The 21591-nt window shown below is 36.9% G+C and carries 16 protein-coding genes; 4 read left to right on the top strand and 12 right to left on the bottom strand.

Going from position 1 to position 21591, the window contains the following annotated elements; translation table 11 throughout:
* The first annotated feature begins 65 nt into the window (after positions 1-65).
* Positions 66-1796 (top strand): LA2681 family HEPN domain-containing protein, encoded by a 1731-nt coding sequence (locus QL995_RS17900; RefSeq protein WP_024596985.1) that lies wholly within the window; start codon positions 66-68, stop codon positions 1794-1796.
* An 844-nt stretch (positions 1797-2640) separates the two neighbouring features.
* Here QL995_RS17900 and QL995_RS17895 read toward each other — a convergent pair.
* Together QL995_RS17895 and QL995_RS17890 are read right to left on the bottom strand one after the other, a co-directional pair.
* Positions 2641-3066, bottom strand: a complete 426-nt coding sequence (locus QL995_RS17895; RefSeq protein ID WP_024596987.1) for an OmpA family protein — start codon at positions 3064-3066, stop codon at positions 2641-2643.
* A gap of 11 nt (positions 3067-3077) precedes the next feature.
* Entirely contained in the window at positions 3078-3494 is a 417-nt protein-coding gene (locus tag QL995_RS17890; protein ID WP_024596988.1) for a protein-disulfide reductase DsbD domain-containing protein, read from the bottom strand.
* 440 nt (positions 3495-3934) lie between these two features.
* On the opposite strand from QL995_RS17890, the gene QL995_RS17885 reads away from it, so the two are divergent.
* Complete coding sequence (locus tag QL995_RS17885; RefSeq protein ID WP_024596990.1) at positions 3935-4945, top strand: DNA replication terminus site-binding protein; 1011 nt, start codon at positions 3935-3937, stop codon at positions 4943-4945.
* 33 nt (positions 4946-4978) lie between these two features.
* Here QL995_RS17885 and QL995_RS17880 read toward each other — a convergent pair whose 3' ends face one another.
* Positions 4979-5614: a hypothetical protein gene (locus tag QL995_RS17880; RefSeq protein ID WP_024596991.1), complete on the bottom strand. Its 636-nt coding sequence runs from the start codon at positions 5612-5614 to the stop codon at positions 4979-4981.
* 371 nt (positions 5615-5985) lie between these two features.
* On the opposite strand from QL995_RS17880, the gene QL995_RS17875 reads away from it, so the two are divergent.
* The gene (locus QL995_RS17875; RefSeq protein ID WP_024596992.1) at positions 5986-6369 is read left to right on the top strand and encodes a hypothetical protein; all 384 of its coding nucleotides are present in this window, start codon (positions 5986-5988) and stop codon (positions 6367-6369) included.
* Positions 6362-7027 carry an EAL domain-containing protein gene (locus QL995_RS17870; RefSeq protein WP_024596993.1) on the top strand — a complete coding sequence of 222 codons (666 nt, stop codon included), beginning with the start codon at positions 6362-6364 and terminating at the stop codon, positions 7025-7027. Before QL995_RS17875 ends, QL995_RS17870 begins: the two co-directional genes overlap by 8 nt.
* 122 nt (positions 7028-7149) lie before the next feature.
* On the opposite strand, the gene QL995_RS17865 is transcribed toward QL995_RS17870, so the two are convergent.
* From QL995_RS17865 to QL995_RS17825, 9 genes are all read right to left on the bottom strand, one after another.
* Positions 7150-8112: a hypothetical protein gene (locus tag QL995_RS17865; protein ID WP_024596994.1), complete on the bottom strand. Its 963-nt coding sequence runs from the start codon at positions 8110-8112 to the stop codon at positions 7150-7152.
* 89 nt (positions 8113-8201) lie between these two features.
* Entirely contained in the window at positions 8202-14606 is a 6405-nt protein-coding gene (locus QL995_RS17860) for a conjugal transfer protein TraG N-terminal domain-containing protein (protein ID WP_290294748.1), read from the bottom strand.
* A gap of 3 nt (positions 14607-14609) precedes the next feature.
* Complete coding sequence (locus tag QL995_RS17855) at positions 14610-16019, bottom strand: conjugal transfer protein TraH (RefSeq protein ID WP_024595935.1); 1410 nt, start codon at positions 16017-16019, stop codon at positions 14610-14612.
* A complete protein-coding gene (gene traF, locus QL995_RS17850; protein WP_024595934.1) occupies positions 16019-17026 on the bottom strand; it encodes a conjugal transfer protein TraF in 1008 nt (335 codons plus the stop codon). Before traF ends, QL995_RS17855 begins: the two co-directional genes overlap by 1 nt.
* Positions 17027-17203: 177 nt before the next feature.
* A complete protein-coding gene (locus QL995_RS17845; RefSeq protein ID WP_024595933.1) occupies positions 17204-17722 on the bottom strand; it encodes a hypothetical protein in 519 nt (172 codons plus the stop codon).
* 95 nt (positions 17723-17817) lie between these two features.
* Positions 17818-18399 (bottom strand): FlhC family transcriptional regulator, encoded by a 582-nt coding sequence (locus QL995_RS17840; RefSeq protein ID WP_024595932.1) that lies wholly within the window; start codon positions 18397-18399, stop codon positions 17818-17820.
* Between the two features lies 1 nt (position 18400).
* The gene (locus tag QL995_RS17835) at positions 18401-18721 is read right to left on the bottom strand and encodes a hypothetical protein (RefSeq protein ID WP_024595931.1); all 321 of its coding nucleotides are present in this window, start codon (positions 18719-18721) and stop codon (positions 18401-18403) included.
* A 249-nt stretch (positions 18722-18970) separates the two neighbouring features.
* On the bottom strand, positions 18971-19357 hold the full coding sequence (locus QL995_RS17830; protein WP_024595930.1) for a hypothetical protein: 387 nt from the start codon (positions 19355-19357) through the stop codon (positions 18971-18973).
* 3 nt (positions 19358-19360) lie between these two features.
* On the bottom strand, positions 19361-20404 hold the full coding sequence (locus tag QL995_RS17825) for a ParM/StbA family protein (protein ID WP_024595929.1): 1044 nt from the start codon (positions 20402-20404) through the stop codon (positions 19361-19363).
* Positions 20405-21591: the final 1187 nt, after the last annotated feature.

Below are 21591 nucleotides of genomic sequence, written 5' to 3'. Positions count from 1 at the left end.
ATTTAGAGTGGTCCTATATCTTCCATGACCTAAAATAATAAGTCGTTAAATTAATGGTGTTAGTAATGTCTGAAAATGTATTAAATGCAGAGAAAATTCGTGAACTATCGTTAGTTTGTGATGAATTGATTATTGCTCATGACCATAAACGTATTAAAGAGCAGTTCGAATTACTTTCGAATAAGGATTATGAGTTTGATCGTGTCGTTGATGAAGTTGGATTTTACTACTTATTAGGCAATTGTGCACAGGCACTTTATACATACGATAATCTTGCTTGGTATTCAGATGATTTAACTAAAGCTGTAATATTTTTCAGAAAAGCTTTATATATTTTCAGCAAAATAGAATCACCTACACATCAAGAATTGTTTTTGAAAAGTTCAATACAGACTAATCTTGGTAACAATTTGAGCTCACAATGCCGTGTTTTTTGTTGTATCCCTTTATGGGATTCAGCATTTGAAAGTACAGAAAATCCAGTAGCTATAATTGCTAAAGCAACAAATGCGATTTTCATAGCTGGTATAGTTTACGACCCTGGTCATAGCGGTTATTACGCACATACTGCCTATAACCTAATACATTTAGGAATAGAGTATTTTGATTACCTTAACCCTGAACAACAAATCGCGTATTCCGAAGGTAGTAACTTCATAAAATTTTCAGATTGGTTCGTTTCGAATCATAAATATGAGTCGTTCGAAGATTTTGATCTATATAAAAATGAAGTAGGGACAAAGAAAGAGGGCGACTATTTAAAATGGTGTGGTGAGAACAGATTGTTTTTGAATGAGCTAAATGACATTTCAAAATCTGAAATTGTGTATCAAGATTCCATGGGACTCCCACCATTTTCAACAAAAATAAATCAATGTTTAACTATGTATGAAGGGCTTGTTTACCATGGACACTTTGACGAACTTAAAAATGATTATTGTTATGCGCGATATTTAACTTTTTCAGCTAAAAATATCCCAAATGACAACAAACACTTTTTTAATAATACTTACCCCCACGTAGATGATATGTCGCATTCTCTTACCAATCTCAAAGCAAGTCATTATAAAAGTGCATTTAGAACCCTATATTCAATTTTTGATAAAATAGCTTTTTTTATGAATCGTTTTTTTGAACTTAATAAAATTGAAGACGATAGTAGAATTAGTTTTGACTCCATATTTAAAGATTTAAAATCTAACAAAAAGTGGAAGCCTAATGCAAAACTTTTAAATACCCAAAATCGTTTTATACGTGCACTATTCTTCATTTTAAAAGACATACGCGATGTAAAGGATTCGAGCTCAGTTAGCCGTTGGCTAGATCCAGATGCTAAAGCATTTTCTGAAATCAGAAATTCAATTGAACACAGATCACTCAAAATAGTTGATGACTCAATGTATGATTTAGCACAAGGTGATGTAAATGTTAGAAAGCAACATATAGATGAGTTGGATAGCAAAATTGTGTGTATAGAAGGAGAGCTTGAACAATTATATAGTGATATTGCTATCGCTAAAAAAACAAAAAACAGTCCTTTAAAAACTAAACTAGAAGATAGGAAAGAAATATTACAAGTTGAATTAACGGATGCAATTTCTAAAAAAAATGAGAAGAATAAGCTATCAAGCCACAGTGTTTTAATTACAGAATCTGAGTTTTATTCAAGGCTCCTGTCACTTATGAAGTTAGCCCGCAACTCAATAATGTACCTTTCATTGGCAGTTCATGATCATGAAAAAAGTAAGGTAGATTACGGGCAATTTAAATTACCAGTGCAAGTGCCACTCAAGTAATAATATTTTATTTATCTAATGTGTATACTTTCAATAATTTGAGCTTCAACAAAAAAAGATGAATTAGCTCAAATTATTAAAGTAAGCTGAGTTAAGGTATTTCTCTGGATATGTCAGAAATGTACTCTTGTAAATCAAGTAGGATTAAGGGTTTTGAATAGTAATAACCTTGAAACAAATCGCAACCACACTCTAACGCGTTAATAAATCCATCGCGTGTTTCATCATAGTCCAATAAATTAAAGAGAGGGTCTAGCTCAATGCGCGGTCTCACTAATTTAGGTTGACCATTTAGATTTGAAATGCCAAGCATCGCTATATCTGGGTTTGACTCTATAAGGTGATCGAACTCTTCTGTAATCCTGTCGCTATCAATAAGCTCTTGGCCATCAACAATAGACTGCTCAAGAAACGATAAAACTAATTCTTGGGTGCTAAGTAATGAGTCAACGCTGCTGGCAAAACGATTAACCGTCGATATTTGGCGTTCTTCATGAATTTATTTTCATTATCCCACTGACACCAAATAGCAGCGGAAAAATAATAGATGTTGCCCCTGCTATAAATAAAAACCCTAGAGGTAAGCGTTTGATTATTGCCATCACGGTTCCTCAAGAACGCTTAATACACATTGGAAATACTGACTTAAAACAGGTGCTAACCAATAAGAAAATAGTAGTAATTTAAATTCGTGAGGAATATAACACAACGCTCAGAATAACCCTCTATAAGTAGTGTTATAGAAAATATAATTAATGATTAAGCATGAATACATAATACGTTAAATGTTTCACTTACCAGACAAATGAAGCCCCACAGAGTGGGGTTCGCAGGCACAGTGCAATTAATAGCTTAAATGAACTGTACGCGCGTATGGCTTTAAGAGACTATTTGCTTTTGAAACAGAGCTTACTTTTATTTGCGATTGTAAAACCCCGCGCTCGAGTAAATAGTTTTCTATGAATGTAGCGCGTGACATTCCAAGCTTGAAATTGTAATTAAAGGACCCCGAATCATCACCGGCGCCTTGCAATAAAACAAAATGACTAGGATTAGCGGTTAAGTGGGCAATGTGTGGCGCGAGTTGTTTAGCCATATTCTTAACATTGATTGGTTCCGCAGCATCAAATTCGAATTCGACAAAATGAAAGGTGGGTTTATAAGGTTTGGTTGCTACTTTAACCACACTTTTTTGTTCTTCTACGACAATCGTGTTTGAACAGGCTGAGGCTAATAGAGCCAAAGATATAATAGAAAGACTTTTAAACATGTTCAGGTGTCCTATAAGTTAATTTCAACAGTAACGGGTGGGTAACACAGGCCAGCTTCAGCACAACCGCGATAAGAAACACTAAACGTAGTCTGTTTAAGGGCTGATTTAGCGAAGTGTGCTGCAGCATGCGTTTTAACAATCATAGTGGTACCGAAATATTCATCATGGGTTGAAACGGGCGTACTGGTAAATTGAAGCGCGCCTTCAGAGATTTCATTTACTTTAATGGTGTCTTGATAAAGATAATAACCAGGGGCAACATCCCACGTAAGTTCCACATCAGTATCTGTTAGGTCATATGATAGAATGAACGCTTGTTCGTGGTGTAAAAAGGTTGGTTTGTCAGTGGGTAAAGCCGTATCTATATTGAGGTTGGCGCTGGTGGCCAATGCCATAATCGATGCGGAGATAATAGAGATAAGCATATAGACTCCATTGAGTGTTTGATTAGTGTATGGGTGCATAGTAAAGGGAATAACAAAGAAGCTAAAAAATTAGAGATACCAAAAAGGGGTGCTGTAAAAATTAAAGTATTTGAGTTTGATTAGTAAACTAGCTTTATAAATTAAGGGAATGAAATTGAATAAAGCCATATATATGACTACAACATGCATATTAATTAAAGACATGGTTAAACAGCTTAACCCTTCGGGTAGCTGTTTTATTGATATATCTTTACTCTTCCTGATGCGCCGCTTGTACCGTACACCTAATAAAGATGAAAAAGTAATAATAAATAAAAATAAAAAAAGACAAGCTATCAGGGTAAACCAAGCTAAATATTATACAAAAATGTGTCAGAGCACGTATTAGGTGGTATATAGTATATGCATGTTGTAGTCATTATTGAGCAATAAGAGGGATTATGGATCAACTAATCAAAACAACGCGGGGCGATTTTAAATTTCAATACAATGAAGTGCTTAATGCTGTTAATGCTTTAACCTCCGCACTTAAAGAAAATACCGACTCAATTGGTGCAGATATATTCGTCCTGCCTACCATTACTGAAGAGATAGCCAGAAGTCGAAGCTTGGTACAGTCTCGTATTCGTTTGAAATTCAATGATGAACATCAACAAGCTCTTTTAGATGCGCCGTTTGATGTTATTCACCAAACCGGTAATGAAGCAATTCAAAAGACTATTTCGCACATCAGTAAATTTCGCGCACAAAATAATGAATCAACCCGCTATTCAATAAAATTACCGGGCCTCGTCAATATTCAATGCGACTTTACATATATGCAAAGGTTGGCCACCTTATTTGATAACCTCAATGCAGAAAAGGTTAAACTCAAAGATGTTATTCATCGCTTGGCTAAGTCAGTTGATCAACGATTTGAGATTGTGCACGACGCTGAACCAGGGCTCATATTTCCAATGGCAACACGAACACACCCAGTCTTTATTCAAAAGGATATTTTGAGTGCACGCTTTTCATGGGAACATAAGTCACAAATTAAAACACTGAGTAAGCAGCAGGTCATTGAGAAAATAGATCGCTCTTTGGCGTGTGCACCTAACCATGGCAATAATTCGGATTCACAAGCAGGCTTTGTGCTTCATATTCAAGAAGAGCGTAAGCTTATCAGTCATTTTTCAAGTAACACGCTATTTAACATAATTAGAAAAGCGCCAGCGACACCGATTTTGAAATTGCGCTTCAACGAACCTAAAAACCCGAATAATAGCGGTACCGAAATAACCCTCAGAAAAGATATACACGCGCATTCGCCTGTTTTCTTAATTAACTGTGTTGATACGTTTAAGTTTAAACCGTTGGGGGATTATGCTGGTAGAAAAGAGGTGGTTAGTAAAGTAGAGCCATTAATACCGCGTCTACATATTTACTTGAAAGAAAAAAATAAGCAGTAAAGCAATTGAGCTTTACTGCTATTACAAATATATTTACTCCAGTCCATAAAAATCTTTCCATGTGGTGAACTGAGTATAATAATAATCTGGAGCACTCGGTAACTCTGCTGGTCGATGGCCTTGCCTTGAAAGCCAGCGCCAATCATAAGCGTTTTTTAAACCATGTTCTATACGGACGCTTTTTGCCAAGGCTTTTGCTTCTTCCCACTCTAAAAAACGGGACGATTTAGGCGCAAGAAACTGATCCCAGCCTTCAAAATCCTTGTAGTAAGCCTGTGGAGAGCTAGGGAACGAACCCGGTAACTTATCTTCCTTCACAACCTTTTTCCACTGGCGTATCGAGGTTACGTTGTTTTTTCGCACCAATTGCTTTAGATCTTCATAAGACATTACATCACGTTCATCTGTGTTTATTTCTTCGGGTTGTTCTTCAGCCTGTATTTCTTCACTTAGTCTTTGACCGAGTTTGAGAAGCTCTTTAAAGTTGCTAATCTCTTTAAAATACATCATTGGATTAGAGGGAATATCTGCTGGACGACCTTGCAATCCATTAAACTGCCCGTTACACAACTTTTGGAAATCTGTTGCAGAACGAATACCCATCTGATAAAGCTTTACTGCAGCTTCCTCTAACCCTAGTTTAGATATTGAGTTTGTCGATGGCATCATTTGTATACCTTAAATTATATTAACTTACGTCTAGTCATGCATTTTCGCAATTTTTAATGCACTTAAACTTAATAATAAGCGATTTAACGAATAAAATCTAACAAGCACTGTAATGTTTTTTCATGTAATCAAATTAACCCACTGAAAACTAATAATAGTTCTCATTATATTGAACCATCAAATCTTAATTTTTTTGAATCCAAAGATTAAGTTTAGAATTGTACTTATAGAACTTCTCCCTTTGATCAACCAAAGCTATCTTAAAGGAAAAATAACTCTTAGCCGAAACTTACAGAGCCTATTTTACCCATGTGTAAAATTTCAAGACTCAAATACCCTGCTTTATAATATTGAAAATTTATGGAGTAATTATGAATAGAACTTATTATTTATTTTCAATATCACCACCTTTTAGAGCTTTGCTTATCATTTTAATGAGTATCGGTATATTTTGGCCATTAATGATGCTTCATTACTTTACTGGTTATCAAAGCACACCCCCTAACGACCTTGCTATACCTACTTTTCTTTCGGTGATTGTGTTGCTAGTGCGAATAAAGCTATCTAATACATCAATATCACTGACAATTTTAGGTCTAACACTTCATCATGTTGACGCGTTTATTGTCACAACAAGGCAAGAGGGTAAGTTGCATCGTATATTTATAAAGAACAAAGAAAATGACCATCTAAAATCTACTTTCTTTTTACTTAATCAAATTCCTCTTGAGCTGGTGGAATACATTAATGAATAATGTAAGTTACTATTCTCAGTCAATCGTGGGCTTACAGTCAGGTGAAGTGCTTGCACGTGAATTATTATTACGTAGCCAAATGACTGTCGTTCAGAATAGCAAACCATTATCATCAAATTTCTTTCTTGATAACTTGGTAGAGTTAACAAATTTGAAGATAACTGCCATAAAAAAATTAGCTGAACAGCGAAATGCATGGGTTTTCATTAATTTTTCTCGTTGTGAGATAGCTAACATTTCTTTTAATCTTTGCAGTAACCGGCTATCAAAGTTATTAGCTCACACACAAATAGTCATAGAAGTGACTGAGTGTGAAGCCAAACACAATGAAGTTATATTTGAAAAGAATTTAGCTAATTTGAAGAAGCATGGTTTTCAAATTGCTATTGATGATTACGGGGTAGGGTTATCTAATATTGAATCGTTAAATTCTATAAACCCAGATTTTGTAAAATTGGATATATCGTTAATACAAAAGGCTACAAAATCAAAAGCTAACGCGATTAAATTCTATCGCTTAGTCGATTTAATTAGAAACAGGGGCCATAAAGTAGTTATTGAAGGAATTGAAACAAAGGAGCAGTTATTGATTGCAAAGAAAACTAGGGCTGAACTTGCCCAAGGTTACTTATATCATCATCCCGAAAGAATAGAGTAGATCAGCATTTTACTAACATGTTATTTGAATTCAAATTAATACCGGTTTAGCCTGTTAAACGTACATTTAACAGGCTAAATATCTTCAAATAGGTATTTTTATAAGCAAACCAGATCATAAATTTACCAACGAACCTTGTTATCTTCCTTGTAACTAATGACAACTATTTTTCTTAGCTCGTTAACAGGCTCATTCATTATTCTCGTTAATTCTTGTGAACCATAGTATTTCCTTGGATATATAATTACTATTTCGCCATCCTTGTAGTCCGAAGCATATGCATACCATTTTTTCTTATATGAAAGATCTAATTGATTAAATATGGGCTCATCTATGCAAGTATCACTAGAAACTTTGTTAGTTGAACTTGTATTTTGAAAGAAGAATGCATTTACAAGTGACATACAGCTCTTTGAGAGCTTTTCATAAAAGTTACTCCCATACTTAATAACCAAACCTTTTTCATCAACATCAATCGATATAGGCTCCAATGAATTGAAATACGGGGTGATGTACATATTTAAAACATAACTTTCATAATCATTCTGTAATAATGATTTCACCCGCATTGAGTCTTCGTAACTATTTCGCATATACAAAACGTTATAAACCGTATCCAGCATACCCATATCACTACTCGCAGTGGTAAAATCATATTCTGAGTTCACCTTCAAAACTTTATCTAAGTTTTCATATGCTTTACGTAACTGTTTTTTTAAAGTGTCATTCTTCAGTAAGCTACCAAATACATGTTCACTTATATCTGTATTTTGAGTGACTTCTAACTTACTTGTTAAAGTCCCAGCTTCGTTATCCCAATATTCGTTCAATATCGTAATATTTAACGCGGCTGCTGATAAAGCGGTTACTTCTCTGCTGTATTCACCAGTCGAGTTTATTTTTTCACTGCCGGAAATCAATACTGGTAAATCCTTGGCTGAATACCAGCGAGCTTCCAGCTTTACCTTTTCTCTAACCTGATGTTCAGTAAGGCCGATAGTTGAAACACTTACTTCAATTTGCTTTGCTGGTGCATTGAAATGAATTAACCCAACTAGAGCAACTGCAAACGTATATTTATTCATGATCAAAGCCTATCTGTATAATTTTTACCATAATAACAATTTTGAAAATTCGCGCGACCGTTCAGAAAAAAAGCCCTTTCGGGCTTTTTTTATTTCTGTTTCACATAATCAATACCGGATATATCACCATAGTCCTGTAATTTTGAACTAAACCCATCATTGAAAAATGCATTACCATCGGAATTAACGTATACATTACCAATTGGATCATCTGCAGAACCTAACGAACCAACGCGGGTATATTTTTCACCTGACTCTGTTTCAAACTCTTTAGGACCAACTTCATTATCAGTTAGAAATTGCATAGCATCTATTGGTAATTCCTCTACATCTGATTCAGTAGTTATTGCTGCTTTAGATGAGCTTTGTGCATCAACGCCTTGAGATGTTGTTTCTATTTTTTCGCTAATAGGTGCATTGTTTTTACTATCATTTACACCATGAGTACCAGTGTCCACGCCACCTGCATTTTCACTCATCATTGAATGTGGTGCAGGTTTCGCATCAAAACTAGTTTCTTTTTGTGTATCTGTACCGCTAATAGCGTCACTTTCATCTAACATTTCAGATTGTTGCTCTGCATTGCCAATAACTTCATTGTTTGTCGCTGGTGGCTCTGCGGTTACATCGCTAGTCATAGACGGAGTACCTGGGCCTACGTTAGCGTTATTAGCGCTATCTGGCTGAGGCTTACTTTCATTACTGCTTTGCAGAACTCCATTTCTTTCACCATTTGATTCTAATTCCTTATTTTGTACACCATTAACTTGCTGGGGCGCGTCAACTTGAGCAGTTGAAGCCGTCGCCGCCTTATTCAACGGCGCATTGCCTGTATCAACCTCTGCATCATTCAAGTTTTGAGCATTATCTTCTTTTGGCTGAGTAGGTTCATTCACTTGCTGAGTCGCATTGGCTTGACCAGTTGAAGCTGTAGCTGAGTTTAGCGGGGCATAGCCTGTACCAACATCGGTCGCTTTCACGTTTTGCCCATTATCAGCTTGAACACCATTTAATGAGTTATCACTGTCAGCCTGAGCATTGTCAGCTTTTGGCTGAGTAGACTCATTCACTTGCTGAGTCGCATTGGCTTGATCTGTTGAAGCAGCACCCGTATCCAGCGGGGCTTTGCCTGTACCAACATCGGTCGCTTTCACGTTTTGACTATTATCAGCCTGTTCAGCATTTAGTGAGCTTTCACTGTCAGCCTGAGCATTGTCAGCTTTTGGCTGAGTAGGTTCATTCACTTGCTGAGTCGCATTGGCTGAAGTTGTTGAAGCAGCACCCGTATTCAGCGGGGCTTTGCCTGTATTAACCTCAGCATCATTAACGTTTTGAGCGTTATCAGCTTGAACACCATTTAATGAGTTATCACTGTCAGCCTGAGCATTGTCAGCTTTTGGCTGAGTAGGCTCATTCACTTGCTGAGTCGCATTGGCTTGAGCTGTTGAAGCAGCACCCGTGTTCAGCGGGGCTTTGCCTGTATTAACCTCAGCATCATTAACGTTTTGAGCGTTATCAGCCTGTTCAGCATTTAGTGAGCTTTCACTGTCAGCCTGAGCATTGTCAGCTTTTGGCTGAGTAGGCTCATTCACTTGCTGAGTCGCATTGGCTTGAGCTGTTGAAGCAGCACCCGTGTTCAGCGGGGGTTTGCCTGTATTAACCTCAGCATCATTAACGTTTTGAGCGTTATCAGCTTGAACACCATTTAATGAGTTATCACTGCCAGCCTGAGTATTGTCAGCTTTTGGTTGAGTAGACTCATTCACTTGCTGAGTAGCATTGGCTGTTCCAACATCGGTAGCTTTCACGTTTTGGCTATTATCAGCTTGAACACCATTTAATGAGTTATCACTGTCAGCCTGAGCATTGTCAGCTTTTGGCTGAGTAGGTTCATTCACTTGCTGAGTAGCATTGGCTGTTCCAACATCGGTAGCTTTCACGTTTTGGCTATTATCAGCTTGAACACCATTTAATGAGTTATCACTGTCAGCCTGAGCATTGTCAGCTTTTGGCTGAGTAGGCTCATTCACTTGCTGAGTCGCATTGGCTTGAGCTGTTGAAGCAGCACCCGTATTCAGCGGGGCTTTGACTGTAGTAACATCATCAGCTTTTACGTTCTGAATGTTATCATCTTTTGGTTGTGTACCATCATTCACTTGCTGAGTCGCGTTAGCTTGCGCAGTTAAAGGAGCAGCACCCGTATTAAGTGGCGCCTTACCTTTACCAACATCGTTAGCATTCGCGTTCTGATCATTATCTACTTTTGACTGATTCGCGTTAGTTTGTGAATTTACATAATTCAATAGACCAGGAACACCAACTGCGAATGCTGATACACCAGTAGATAGTGGTATTTCGCTATTATCAAACTGAGTAGTATTTGTAGACCCTTCAGGAGCTTTAAGCGTTTTATCAGTAGTTTTACTAGTCGAACTTACACTATTTGGCTCTTTACTCTCTATAGGTGACATGTAAGCATCACCTTGCTTATAGGAATAACCTTTGTCCTTTTCATTTTGATAAACAAATGAACCATCTTCATTTTGTGATTGTAAAGTAAATCTACCATTATCAGTCTTGAATGTTGCTACAGGCGATTGACTAGAGCTTACTTCCATTGGTACATCAACATTACTTGTTTTTTGTATTTCATTCCCGTCAGAATACGGTGATAGGGATGATAGACCTTGCTCTTTATAAGCGACACCAGCTTGGTCAAGCATTTCATTCATATTCTTTTTATATTCGACTAGGTTACCCTTATCAGGTAAAGAATTTACCGAAGCCCTTAATTCATCCGAATTCTCATGTACGCTTCTCAATAGGTTATTATCTCCACCACCTAGCATTACTTTTTTCGCTAGGTCAGATGTAAATTCACCATTTCTACCACCTACCAGTGATTCGTTATCAAGCAATGCTGGTAAGTTAGCTACTGCAGAATGAGCGTCATAACTTGTCGGGTTAGATTTGATAATATTGGCAGCTGTATCTTTGAACGAATTTAAAGCTGAACCTTTATAATCTCCGTCCTTTCCGTAATTTATACCGGAACCAAATAAGCTATCTTTGTCGGCTCTATCAATACCATTTTTGTATGATTTATTTTTACTTTCTAAGTCTACCTGTGATGTTTCATAAGCGAATCGTCCACCCACAGTACCACCTTTACCGGCCATCAAGCCGACTGCATCTATAGCAGACGCGTGACTAAACCCATCTTTACCACCCATATCCATTACATCGTTAATATCGCGACCTAGCGCTGTTTTACTTAACGCTTGCTCTCCAGCTTTAAATGCTAATGTAGAACCGCTAAATTCATCTAACTCGCCAGCACCTAAACCTACAATAAATGAGTCATTGCCAGATTGTGTATTAGTCAAATAATCAGCTGCATGTGACATTTGTGCTACTGATTTCATATCATCGAATGAAGCTGTGCCGGTATTCACGCGACCAAACATATCTTGGATCTCAGAAGGCGATTTTGTATTCAATGCTTGAGTACCTTCATAAACACTCTTTTCGTCATAACCTAATTCAGCAGCTCTATCTGCAGCAAATCGCGCAAATTTATCTTCTCCTTCAATCTGCCCGAACGCCCACATTGCACCGTTTAGCTCTCCGCTTTTAATTCTATCGATAACATCTTGTTGGTCACCACTTAATAAAGTATGTCCTTCAACACGTTTCATTGCATCAGCTTGTTTTTCAGTCATGGCCCCGTATTTTTCTTTTGAATAGTCACTTTCAGAAGGAATATCATTTTTAAAAGGCTTATCAAACTTGGACGTTTTAATCGCATTTTCGGCCTGTTTAGCATTAGAAGTATCTGTATCTAATCCTAGTAACTCAGGGGAAGTATTTTTTATCACGCCACCATCTGCTGTAGTTTCATCAAGTTTACGATAAGAGTCATTCATCATACTTAGCGCATTGAGCTGAGATGGTGTTGCGCCATTTGATTGGGCATTGTCGGATACAACTTGGCTCCAATCAGCAAGCATATCTGCTTGGCTGTTAACATCATCGATAGACTGCGGTTGTTTTGCTAATGTGTCGTCAAGTATAGACAGCATGCCTCCGTAACCTGCTTGCGCTGGACCTGCTAACTCAGCGCCTTCTTTTTGATATTTTTCTTTGAGGTAATCTTTTTTACTATCAATTGTACCACCAGCATCATTACCCACTAATGAATTAACTTGATTGTCGGATAGACCATCAATATAAGTATCTAAAGATTTGTCATCTACAAGGGGTGCTAAAGCTTCATTATTTAGCGCTTGGCTAAATTTAAGACCATTACTTGAGTTGTACATTTCACCTAAGTTAGTTGAAAGTTCTCGTGATTGTGCAATTTGCTCTTGTAATTTATGCCCTTTATTTAAACTTTCTTGAAAACTTTCGCTTTGTTGATTTGATTCGGAAATATTGTAAGCATCTTGCTCACTATTAGTTGTTTGCCCCTTATGGCTTTCTGCTACATCTTCCAGAAGCTTTTGGGCTGAACTATCTTTAATACCAAATTTAGTCATATCCATATTTGATAAATTTGATGAAACGCCTGCGTTCAAACCAAGCTTACCAGGAGTAGGAGTATCACCTACCGCAGAAAAACCTTTAGGCGTATTAACGCCGCCACCTACTGAAATTCCTGCTTGCCCCATAATTTGGAATGCGGCTTGGCTAGCTGCATCGGAAGAAATACTTTGCCCTTCTTCGAGTGACCTTTTCAATGCAACGGTTTTTTCGGCCGTATTCATATCACCCCAAGTCTTGTTTTTTGATCCTGCAACTACATCTGCGTTTTGTTCAAGCGACGCCATAGCAGTTGATGCAGTCTGCTCATATGCTTGGGTTTTTGATTGAACATCTTTCTCGGCAATGGATGTTGAATTACCTAATGAATTATTAATACCAGAATCTATATTTACGTTTGCAAAACGACCCGAATCACTTGACTTCACGTTAGCTTCAACAGCTCCAGTGCCAGCGTTATATGTATTGCTGTGCGTACCCATACTTTGCGCACCCTCAGACCACGAACTTGATAACTTTGGTGCCATATTTGTACCATCAACACTGCCTTTACCCGTTGGATTAACAGAACTCATAACACCCATTAGTGAGTGAACACCACCGTAAAGCAAAAACATTGCAAGCATTGGTATTGCAGCGGTTAATGCCGAAGCTACACCTAAGAACCCTTCAACTTCCGATATTACAGCGGGCATAGCTCCCATTGAGAATGGGTCCATCTGAGCGAAACTAGTAGATACTGAGAATGCTTTTTCTGCTGCTTTATAGGTAAACAAATCAACAAAAACTTTAATGAAACCCCATAAATTAACGAATAAGATAAGGTACATATATTTGCCTATCATGGCGAAACCAGCGCCCCCCATAACAGATAATAGAATCATTACAGGCCCAATAAAGAACGTAAACATTTCAAATACAGAAATCATTGGAATCATGTAGTTCATGAACAAAGAGCGTTCACCTGCTTGCTCGTACAAACGTTTTTGCATTGACTCAAAGACCATTTTATTAACCCACGGGCTATCTTGGCCTTGTAGAGCCTCATAAGTATGAAAAGCAAGAAAACGACCTGCCATTACTTCATATGGATTAGGGCTGGCCATACCACCACCAGTCAAAAGGCTATATGCAGCAGTTATAGAAGGAGCATCAACACCGCGCGCTTCATAATAACTAGAAACCATAGTAGGGAATTTACCCGTATTTATATGGGCGTATATCTTGTTATAAGCCACGTCACACGATAGATACTCTCCATCAGGGCTACTATTTAAAAATATTCTAGTGTAGTAATCAGGGTATGTTACCTTAATTTTATCAATTACCTTGTCTAACCTAGCTGCATCTAGTCCACCCATATTCCCATTTGGATTACCTGTACTTAATAGCTGATCAGGTATATAGCAATCATTTATATAATTTTTGATAGATGTCTTAAAATCGTACTGTCCCGGATGATCTAAGGAGTTTATAACGGGTGACATAGGAATAGAATGGAGCCTTACAAGTGCTCCTAATGGATCTGCGGGTGCATTACTTCCCATTGAAGGTGTTGTGAAGTTATTAGCGGCTAAATCACGTAAACCACCAATTAAATTCGTACCAGCCCAAGAAGGAACAGCTACTAAGAACGGTACATTTGAGACAGTCCGAACATCAAGCGAACTAGTTGAAACTGATTGTAGATGAACAGTAAAACGCGGTGATAGAGGGCCTACAAACATAATAAAGCCCATAACACCGAAGACAAACTCTTTAAAAGGGTAAGGTGAGCGTTCTGGATCTAGAATATACTTAAAGTATGATAGAAATAAAGTTAGGAATATTAAAATTCCTGCACCAGTTTGTATTTGATCGTAAGTCGAACCAGCGTTAAACATACGGGCTACAGCAACAAGAGTATCATTCGCAAACTCTAAATCACCTTGTAAATAAACATTCAAGTCCATATATCACCCTTTAGTCTGTTTGGTTATAGCAGAGATTTGCACTACTGTTTGGAGGGCTTGGGTGCTCTCTGTATTACTTGCATATATCTTTTTGCTTACAAGTTCATACTGTTTGCTAAAGTCTCGGTATGCAATTTCATACTCCTTTTTTAAAGATGTACCTGAGTTATACATATTTTCTTTAGCCGAAGCGGTCATTGCATAAACTTTGCTGACTTGATTAAAGATTTCCTCGTTAAGTTGTCTCAACAACAATGTAGCTGCATAGTTCGCAATATCGTCTATGTTTATATGGTTCTCTTTAGCAAATACTGCCCAACGTACATATGGGAAAGTAAATATTTTAGCAAAGCGCTTTTCCTCTGCGTTAAGAGGTGTTTGACTTAAATATTTAGCAAAAATACCAGGGCTACCTGCTTCTCCAACAAGTCTCGCTTTTACTACCATCTCTAATGGAGTAAAGCTCACTGTTTCTGTTTCAACATTTAAACAGCGATATTCGCCACCTGTAGGAATAGTTTCAGTTCCACAACTTCTAATTTTTATCGGTACAGCTGTTTTCCCAAAAATGAAATCTGAATAATTAGCAGGTCCAGTGTTATCAACTCCAGGTTCTGCATCTACATCAGTGGCACCATTTTCAAACTTAATAACTTTGGTACCTAATAAAGTCATTAACATCGATGCCATTTTTTTCTTCTGCGTATCACCTTTAAACTCAAGCGCATCCAAAAAAGGTGTTGATGAAGTTGGATTTAATAAGGTAACCGCTTGATAGACTGAATTACCTTCAAGAGTTAGCTTTCTGGTGTTTAAATCTTTCTTTTCATTTGTATTTTTATCGCCAAGAATAGAACCTGCCCAACTAGTAACAGAACCAACTTTTGAGGCCATATCGGAACTAATAAGGCTTTCTTGCATTACTAACCTATCTTCACCAACATATTCGTTATTAGCTAAAAAGGTTTGAGATTCAGCGCAGGCATTTCGAGCCAGTTCATTAAATCGCTGTAATTTATTTTGTAAGTTTTCCATTTCTGCAGCACATGTTGAGCAGATATTATTAATTGCTAGTTTAAAAAAATAAGCTGCTGCACCTTGAGCTACCGCTCTACCAACTTGAACTAGTTCGTCGCCAGATATTAGGCCAAACGAACCTCCGTATAGATCTACGCCTCCGCAACCTACTGACATAGATGGACTTTCCAATGAAACAACATCAATTGTAGGCTGATTCCAACGAGCAGAAAATTGACCTAACCCCCAGTTATTGCCACTAGCAACGTCAACTTGATATGGACCTAAATCATTTTGATACGAATCAAATAAGTCTTTCATTCCTGCATTAGCATTTAGAGAGCTTGTTAACATGCACAAGCTAACGAAAATTCCAATTCTTTTTAATTTCATCATTATTCCCCTGAAAGAGAGTTAAATAATTGAGCACCTACTGGCTTAGAATCGGCTAATTTCGATTTAAGTATTTCAGCTAAATAACCAGGGTCATTCTCAATTAATTCTGCATCAGCTAACATAGTTCCATCCGTATCGGTCAGCACATTTATCTCCCGAACGTTTTGAGTTTGTTGATACTGTTCATCGGTAATTACATTTTTTAATCGGGCGGATAAAAGAATACGATCTTGCATTAGAGGTAACGTAGTTAAGCCTTCGCCTATTTTGGTGAAACCGCTACCGTCATTAAGAGCCATGAACATGGTTGGTGTGAATTGAACGCCAAAGCGTTCAGCAACATTTGTTGTATCAACCACCACTTCAATACCTTCCATGCCGGGCAATACTGACCCATCCATTGAGATACCAAGTACATTCATACCAAAGCGGATTTTTAATTCTTTTAATAACGGAAGTTGTTGTTTGCAATAGGCGCAATTAGACGAGAAGAAAAACCATAAATGAGACTTTTCATTGATTGCACTAATAACATTGCTTATGGCTTTTTTTGTATCATCTTTAAATACGTTTAATGAAAACGTGGACATAGGGCGACGTTTTGATTCATCTAATTCAGATTCGAACTGAGTAAATTCCATTGTTTTGGTAGCAAATCGAGAGCTAATATCGAGCATATAACGCTGCACATACAAGTAGCGTGCAATGTTTTCCCTCGTTGGGTTATTAATAGCGGCTTCTTGATACTCAGGTATTTTTGATTTGAGCCAAGCAACATCTAAGCGTACTTTTTCTTCTTTTTTCTCTTCTTCTGGCTTAGTTTCAGCTGCTGGTGCTGCCGGCTTTTCTTTTTCTGGCTCATCTTCAGGTTCTACAGGAGGATCTTCAAACCAATACCACCCTCTGTACTTATCACCATAAAAAGGAGAGTTTGTTGAAGTTGATGATGCAGCTGAAGCATTAAAGCAAGTTGCAAGTAGTAAAGTAGCTAATATAGTGTTTTTCAAAATGACCCCCAATATTCAATTGAGCCATTTTCTTATTAATATAGGGAATTTTGAAATATTAGAGAGTACAAATATGCCACCTCTAATCATTCAGTAGCCAAAAAAAGTGGAGGAAAGAGTTAATCGAAGAAATAAATAATTATGTAATAAAAAAGAGGCTTATGAGCCTCTTTTAAATTATAAAAATTGATTTGGTATTTCACACAAAGAAATTGAATTTATATTACCAACATCCGAGATTTGTTGAACAAAATGCCTGGCATTACTCGCTTGCAGAAAGTGATGCCATGGAGCAGAAAATGACATTTGTTTATAATACAGTTCCACGCTTTGTGATAAATATGCCTTAGTTTTTAAGATTTCATCTGCAACATCACCTTTTAGGCGAGAACATGCTGCCTTTACATTTACGTGATTGAAATAAAAATTTAATCCAGACAAACTTTTATCGAAGTTAGCTACTATTAAAGCTAAATATTTAGGTTTCTCTTTTTGTATTAGCACACCCGCGACATAATGCTTTTGTCCAGCATTGTTGTTTAGCCCAACATTGATTAGTGAAGCCTGCTCATCACCTAGTAAGTTAACAAAATTAATGCTTACTTGTGACTTCATAGGAGTCATTGGATCAAGCCATTCGACAGCCTGCAAAGGTAGTGTGGCAATAAGAAGTAATGATAAAAAAGCTTTACGCATAAAAAAACCAACACCTTGGCACTTGAAATTGCTACTAGTATTGGTTTTCAAATATTAAAAATCAAATTTTTTAAATGCGTCTCTTACATTAACTTTTAAACTTGTTGTCGCTGAGGTAAATTATCATGCATTGGAACGTCAGTTATCTGATCTTCAAATAGCCCATGTTTCTCACGTTTAGCATTTGGAGCTTTTGCACCAGTAATATGGCAAGATGCACAAAGGTTTATGTCAGAGTTGTCATCATAATGAACTACATAAGACTTAGAACAGCAAGCACATGACGGCATAATACCAAGTAGCTGTTCACGTACTAGTGGGAAAAAGTAAAATATACGAGTAGGGTGAATTTTAGAGTTTGGGTATAATGCATTATAAGCATAGTACATGTTCAATAATTGCACACCAGTTATAGGTCTGTCGAGTTGGCTATCTTTATACATTTTTTTATATAACGATAAAATTCTGTCGGCCATCAGCCGTCCTTCAGTATCTTTTACCCAACCACCTTGACCACGGCGAAATTGTCTTGAAAAAGGGAGGTCTTTCCAAAAGTGTTTGATATTGTCTTTTCGTCTATGAGACAGAGCAAGTAGAATTTTCTTTTCAGTACCTAACACTGCTAAAGCGCAAATAGCAATTTCATTTTTATAAATATTAGTCAGCGATATAGACATTCTATTTAACCTCAGATGCAAATATGTGGTCTATTGACCCTGCTTTTGGTTTGTTTATTTTCATAGTAGCAATAGCTTGAGTTAGGTCACTTGGTGAGCACGCTAATTTGAATAAAGGAACGCGAGAATCTGCATTTTTTAAACATGCAATATCTTGAACATGAGCATTTTTAAGAGCTGATACAAGTTGTGAATCAATGCCAATGACACCCTCAATATCACAATCAAAATCAATAAGTGATTTAATTATTAATAACAGCTCCACATTGCAATTAAAGTAGTTATTAATTTGATCGGCAAGGTTGTTTGCATTCTCTAGCATTGCTCTAGTTCCGTTTAAAATTATTCAATGAATTTGAATTATAGATTCATAAAAGGAACATCTCAATAAAAATAACGTCACTACTTGTGACTTAGGGTGAGGTGATTTTTAATTTATTATATAAATACTAATAGATTCAATGCTTAACGAGACATTAACTTAAATTATATAAAGTAAAAAAAATTAAATAATATTTTTTTCTAATCACCTTTCAAAAAGCTCACCCTAAAGCATTGGATGAGCAGACCTTTAATCAGGACTTCCATTTGATTCTGTAAAATCCAAATCCAAATCTTCCATGTATTTATCCAAGTAAGGTACGAGGTCAAGTTGATTTTTATCTTCCTCAACTTCTTCTACAAGCTCATTTTGAGTTTGTTCTACAGGCTCACTTTGGGTTTTCTCTACAGCAACAGAGGCTTTGTTCAAGCTACTGTCAACCAAAGGGTAATTCGGTTGGTTAACTGATAACTTTACCTGCCCCCCATTATTAACTAGACTCTCGAATAACAAACCTTGTATGGCTAACCTAATTAACTCATTAGGGTAGCCAGATAACTGAGAATCATTGACCAAATGAATCCCAAGTTTACTTTCTCTTTTTATTCTCGCTGTTACTTTAATTATACTACTCATAGATTAACCTCTAACGACTTGTTTGCCTGCGTAGAACAGCCCCTCAACAACGGTAGTTAGATTATTTTCTAGTACAATCATTTTGTGATGTGGATATTGCGCTCTAATAGCTGGTTCAAAAGTTTTAATTGGTCCACCGAATAAAACAAAATAATCAATGTCATCACCGCTACCTACAATGTTTCTTACATAGTTTGCAGCCGTACTTGTCGAACTATTAATATTACCCGTTACGTCATATTCAATTCCGAGATCATTATCTTCTTTTTTGCAAATTGGGAATGGGTATTCGTAACCTCTAACCTTTAGCTTGCCATTAGTTTTCCAAAAAGCATTATCCACTAAGCGTCTTGATAAATTGTTAGTTAATGAAAAAGCTTTAGATAAGGTCGGTATAATTTCATTCAACACAGTTGAAAAGCCGCTCTCAGTTGCACCACTTCTTTTTTCTATTGGCGTTAGTCCACGAGATGTACACACATCTAGTGTTAAGTATCCGGCATCTACACAAACAACGTTTGCTGTTTTGAAGTTTTTTTCAAACTCTTGTTTAGGTAGACTTGTCGCATAAGAAACTAATCCAGCAACCGGTTGTGGTAACACCATAGTCTTTTTAACTATTCGTTGCTTACCGCCTTTGAAATCATGCACACCTTCAGTTAATTTTATAAGTTCATTTTTTTTTGACCAATGATTAACAGGTAGGCCAACAACAAGCAAATCAATAACACGATCATGCATTAGTGAAAGACTGCCTTTTAATAATGCTTTATATTGTTTGGAACCAACATAATGATCACTTAAAACATCGTCAGAATCTTGAGCACTTAAATAAGCGTCAGGCCCAACTTCAAAAATGTCGCCATCAATATCGACTTCTACCGTTTCACGCTTACCAATTCCCATATCGGCTTGCCCAATTCGGCTCTCATTAATTCGCCCAACAGAAGAGCTAAACGTTTTTATCACTGGCTTATCGTCACCCGACACAGTAAAACTTACTGTTCCAAACCCAACCTCAGCAGCTCTCACTATCTTCTTAGCCATTCTCTACACTCCTATATGTATTGTTCAGGCAGAGAATACACCCAGCAATCAAAAGCTTTAAATATTAGAGCACCCCAAAATGACACCTCTAAGGTTTAATTATAAAACTTATTAGTTATAAGTTGAGTGAACGAAAACCAAAAACACAGACCAATACGAAGCTATAGAGCAAAGCGGCATAAAAGCGGCATAATATGGCAATGTACGATTTATAATATTGGATATGTAAATCACTTACCGACTAGCGGTATAAAAGCGGCACAAAAACGGAACAATATGGCGATTCGCAATTTATGGTATTGGGTATGTCAATCGCTTATCGAGGAGTGGCATGAAACCGCCACAAAAAAGGCACAATATGGCGATGTATAGTTTAGTATATTGGGTAGGTCGATTGCTGATCGGTATGTGGCATGAAAGAGGCACAAAAGCGGCACAGCATAGCAATTATCACTATGTAAATTCCATATTGTTCGCATGCAGCTTTAATTGATGAACTGCACTACTAATTTTACCTTTCCCTCTAATTAAATGCGTTTGCGCTTTCACAAAGCGAGCTTCAATTCTTCTTGATTGGTATATCCAGCATTATGATTGAGAAGATGAACAATAAAAAAATCGCAGATTTATAATATATGACTAAGCCTAATACGCCTCAATAATTTAGAACCACAAAAATATAAAGGTTAATACCGCCCTCAATTAATAGGGTGAGATTTTTTTTACGCCCACTTTAGGGCATTGTTCCTAGTCTAAAAAATATAAAATTATTAAAACTACCCTCAATTAATAGTGCACTTCCTTAGAACCTACCCACAATGGCGCAACTCCATTTATTTAGAAGAATTACGCTAAATTTCATGCTTCTCCAAAATTAAAGTTTACAAAATAGTCATTCAACAAAAAACAGAAACCGCCCTCAATTAATAGAGTGAGATATTTATTGCGCCCATTTTTAGGGCGGGATATTAAATTTAATTGATACAAAAAATAAAAAGCGCCCTCAATTAATTAAGACGTCACTCAAAACGCCCTTTGAGGGCATTTTACAAATAAATCTGTACTTACCAAAAAAAAGCACCAAATAAGCAAACCTCGAAAACTTAATTCCCCCCTAATTAATTGAGGGCAGTTTTGGTTAATCCGCCCGTTTAGGGGCAGTTTGTTGAAACTGCCCTCAATTAGAT

This window comes from Pseudoalteromonas sp. APC 3358 (assembly GCF_030408075.1).
Classification (GTDB): domain Bacteria; phylum Pseudomonadota; class Gammaproteobacteria; order Enterobacterales; family Alteromonadaceae; genus Pseudoalteromonas; species Pseudoalteromonas arctica.
This window is presented reverse-complemented; position numbering and strand designations above follow the sequence as displayed.

What these genes read in the sequence shown, in the direction of transcription:
- QL995_RS17900 (WP_024596985.1), top strand. Translation starts at nt 66, where the DNA reads ATGTCTGAAAATGTATTAAATGCAGAGAAAATTCGTGAACTATCGTTA.
- QL995_RS17895 (WP_024596987.1), bottom strand. Translation starts at nt 3,066, where the DNA reads ATGTTTAAAAGTCTTTCTATTATATCTTTGGCTCTATTAGCCTCAGCC.
- QL995_RS17890 (WP_024596988.1), bottom strand. Translation starts at nt 3,494, where the DNA reads ATGCTTATCTCTATTATCTCCGCATCGATTATGGCATTGGCCACCAGC.
- QL995_RS17885 (WP_024596990.1), top strand. Translation starts at nt 3,935, where the DNA reads ATGGATCAACTAATCAAAACAACGCGGGGCGATTTTAAATTTCAATAC.
- QL995_RS17880 (WP_024596991.1), bottom strand. Translation starts at nt 5,614, where the DNA reads ATGATGCCATCGACAAACTCAATATCTAAACTAGGGTTAGAGGAAGCT.
- QL995_RS17875 (WP_024596992.1), top strand. Translation starts at nt 5,986, where the DNA reads ATGAATAGAACTTATTATTTATTTTCAATATCACCACCTTTTAGAGCT.
- QL995_RS17870 (WP_024596993.1), top strand. Translation starts at nt 6,362, where the DNA reads ATGAATAATGTAAGTTACTATTCTCAGTCAATCGTGGGCTTACAGTCA.
- QL995_RS17865 (WP_024596994.1), bottom strand. Translation starts at nt 8,112, where the DNA reads ATGAATAAATATACGTTTGCAGTTGCTCTAGTTGGGTTAATTCATTTC.
- QL995_RS17860 (WP_290294748.1), bottom strand. Translation starts at nt 14,606, where the DNA reads ATGGACTTGAATGTTTATTTACAAGGTGATTTAGAGTTTGCGAATGAT.
- QL995_RS17855 (WP_024595935.1), bottom strand. Translation starts at nt 16,019, where the DNA reads ATGATGAAATTAAAAAGAATTGGAATTTTCGTTAGCTTGTGCATGTTA.
- QL995_RS17845 (WP_024595933.1), bottom strand. Translation starts at nt 17,722, where the DNA reads ATGCGTAAAGCTTTTTTATCATTACTTCTTATTGCCACACTACCTTTG.
- QL995_RS17840 (WP_024595932.1), bottom strand. Translation starts at nt 18,399, where the DNA reads ATGTCTATATCGCTGACTAATATTTATAAAAATGAAATTGCTATTTGC.
- QL995_RS17835 (WP_024595931.1), bottom strand. Translation starts at nt 18,721, where the DNA reads ATGCTAGAGAATGCAAACAACCTTGCCGATCAAATTAATAACTACTTT.
- QL995_RS17830 (WP_024595930.1), bottom strand. Translation starts at nt 19,357, where the DNA reads ATGAGTAGTATAATTAAAGTAACAGCGAGAATAAAAAGAGAAAGTAAA.
- QL995_RS17825 (WP_024595929.1), bottom strand. Translation starts at nt 20,404, where the DNA reads ATGGCTAAGAAGATAGTGAGAGCTGCTGAGGTTGGGTTTGGAACAGTA.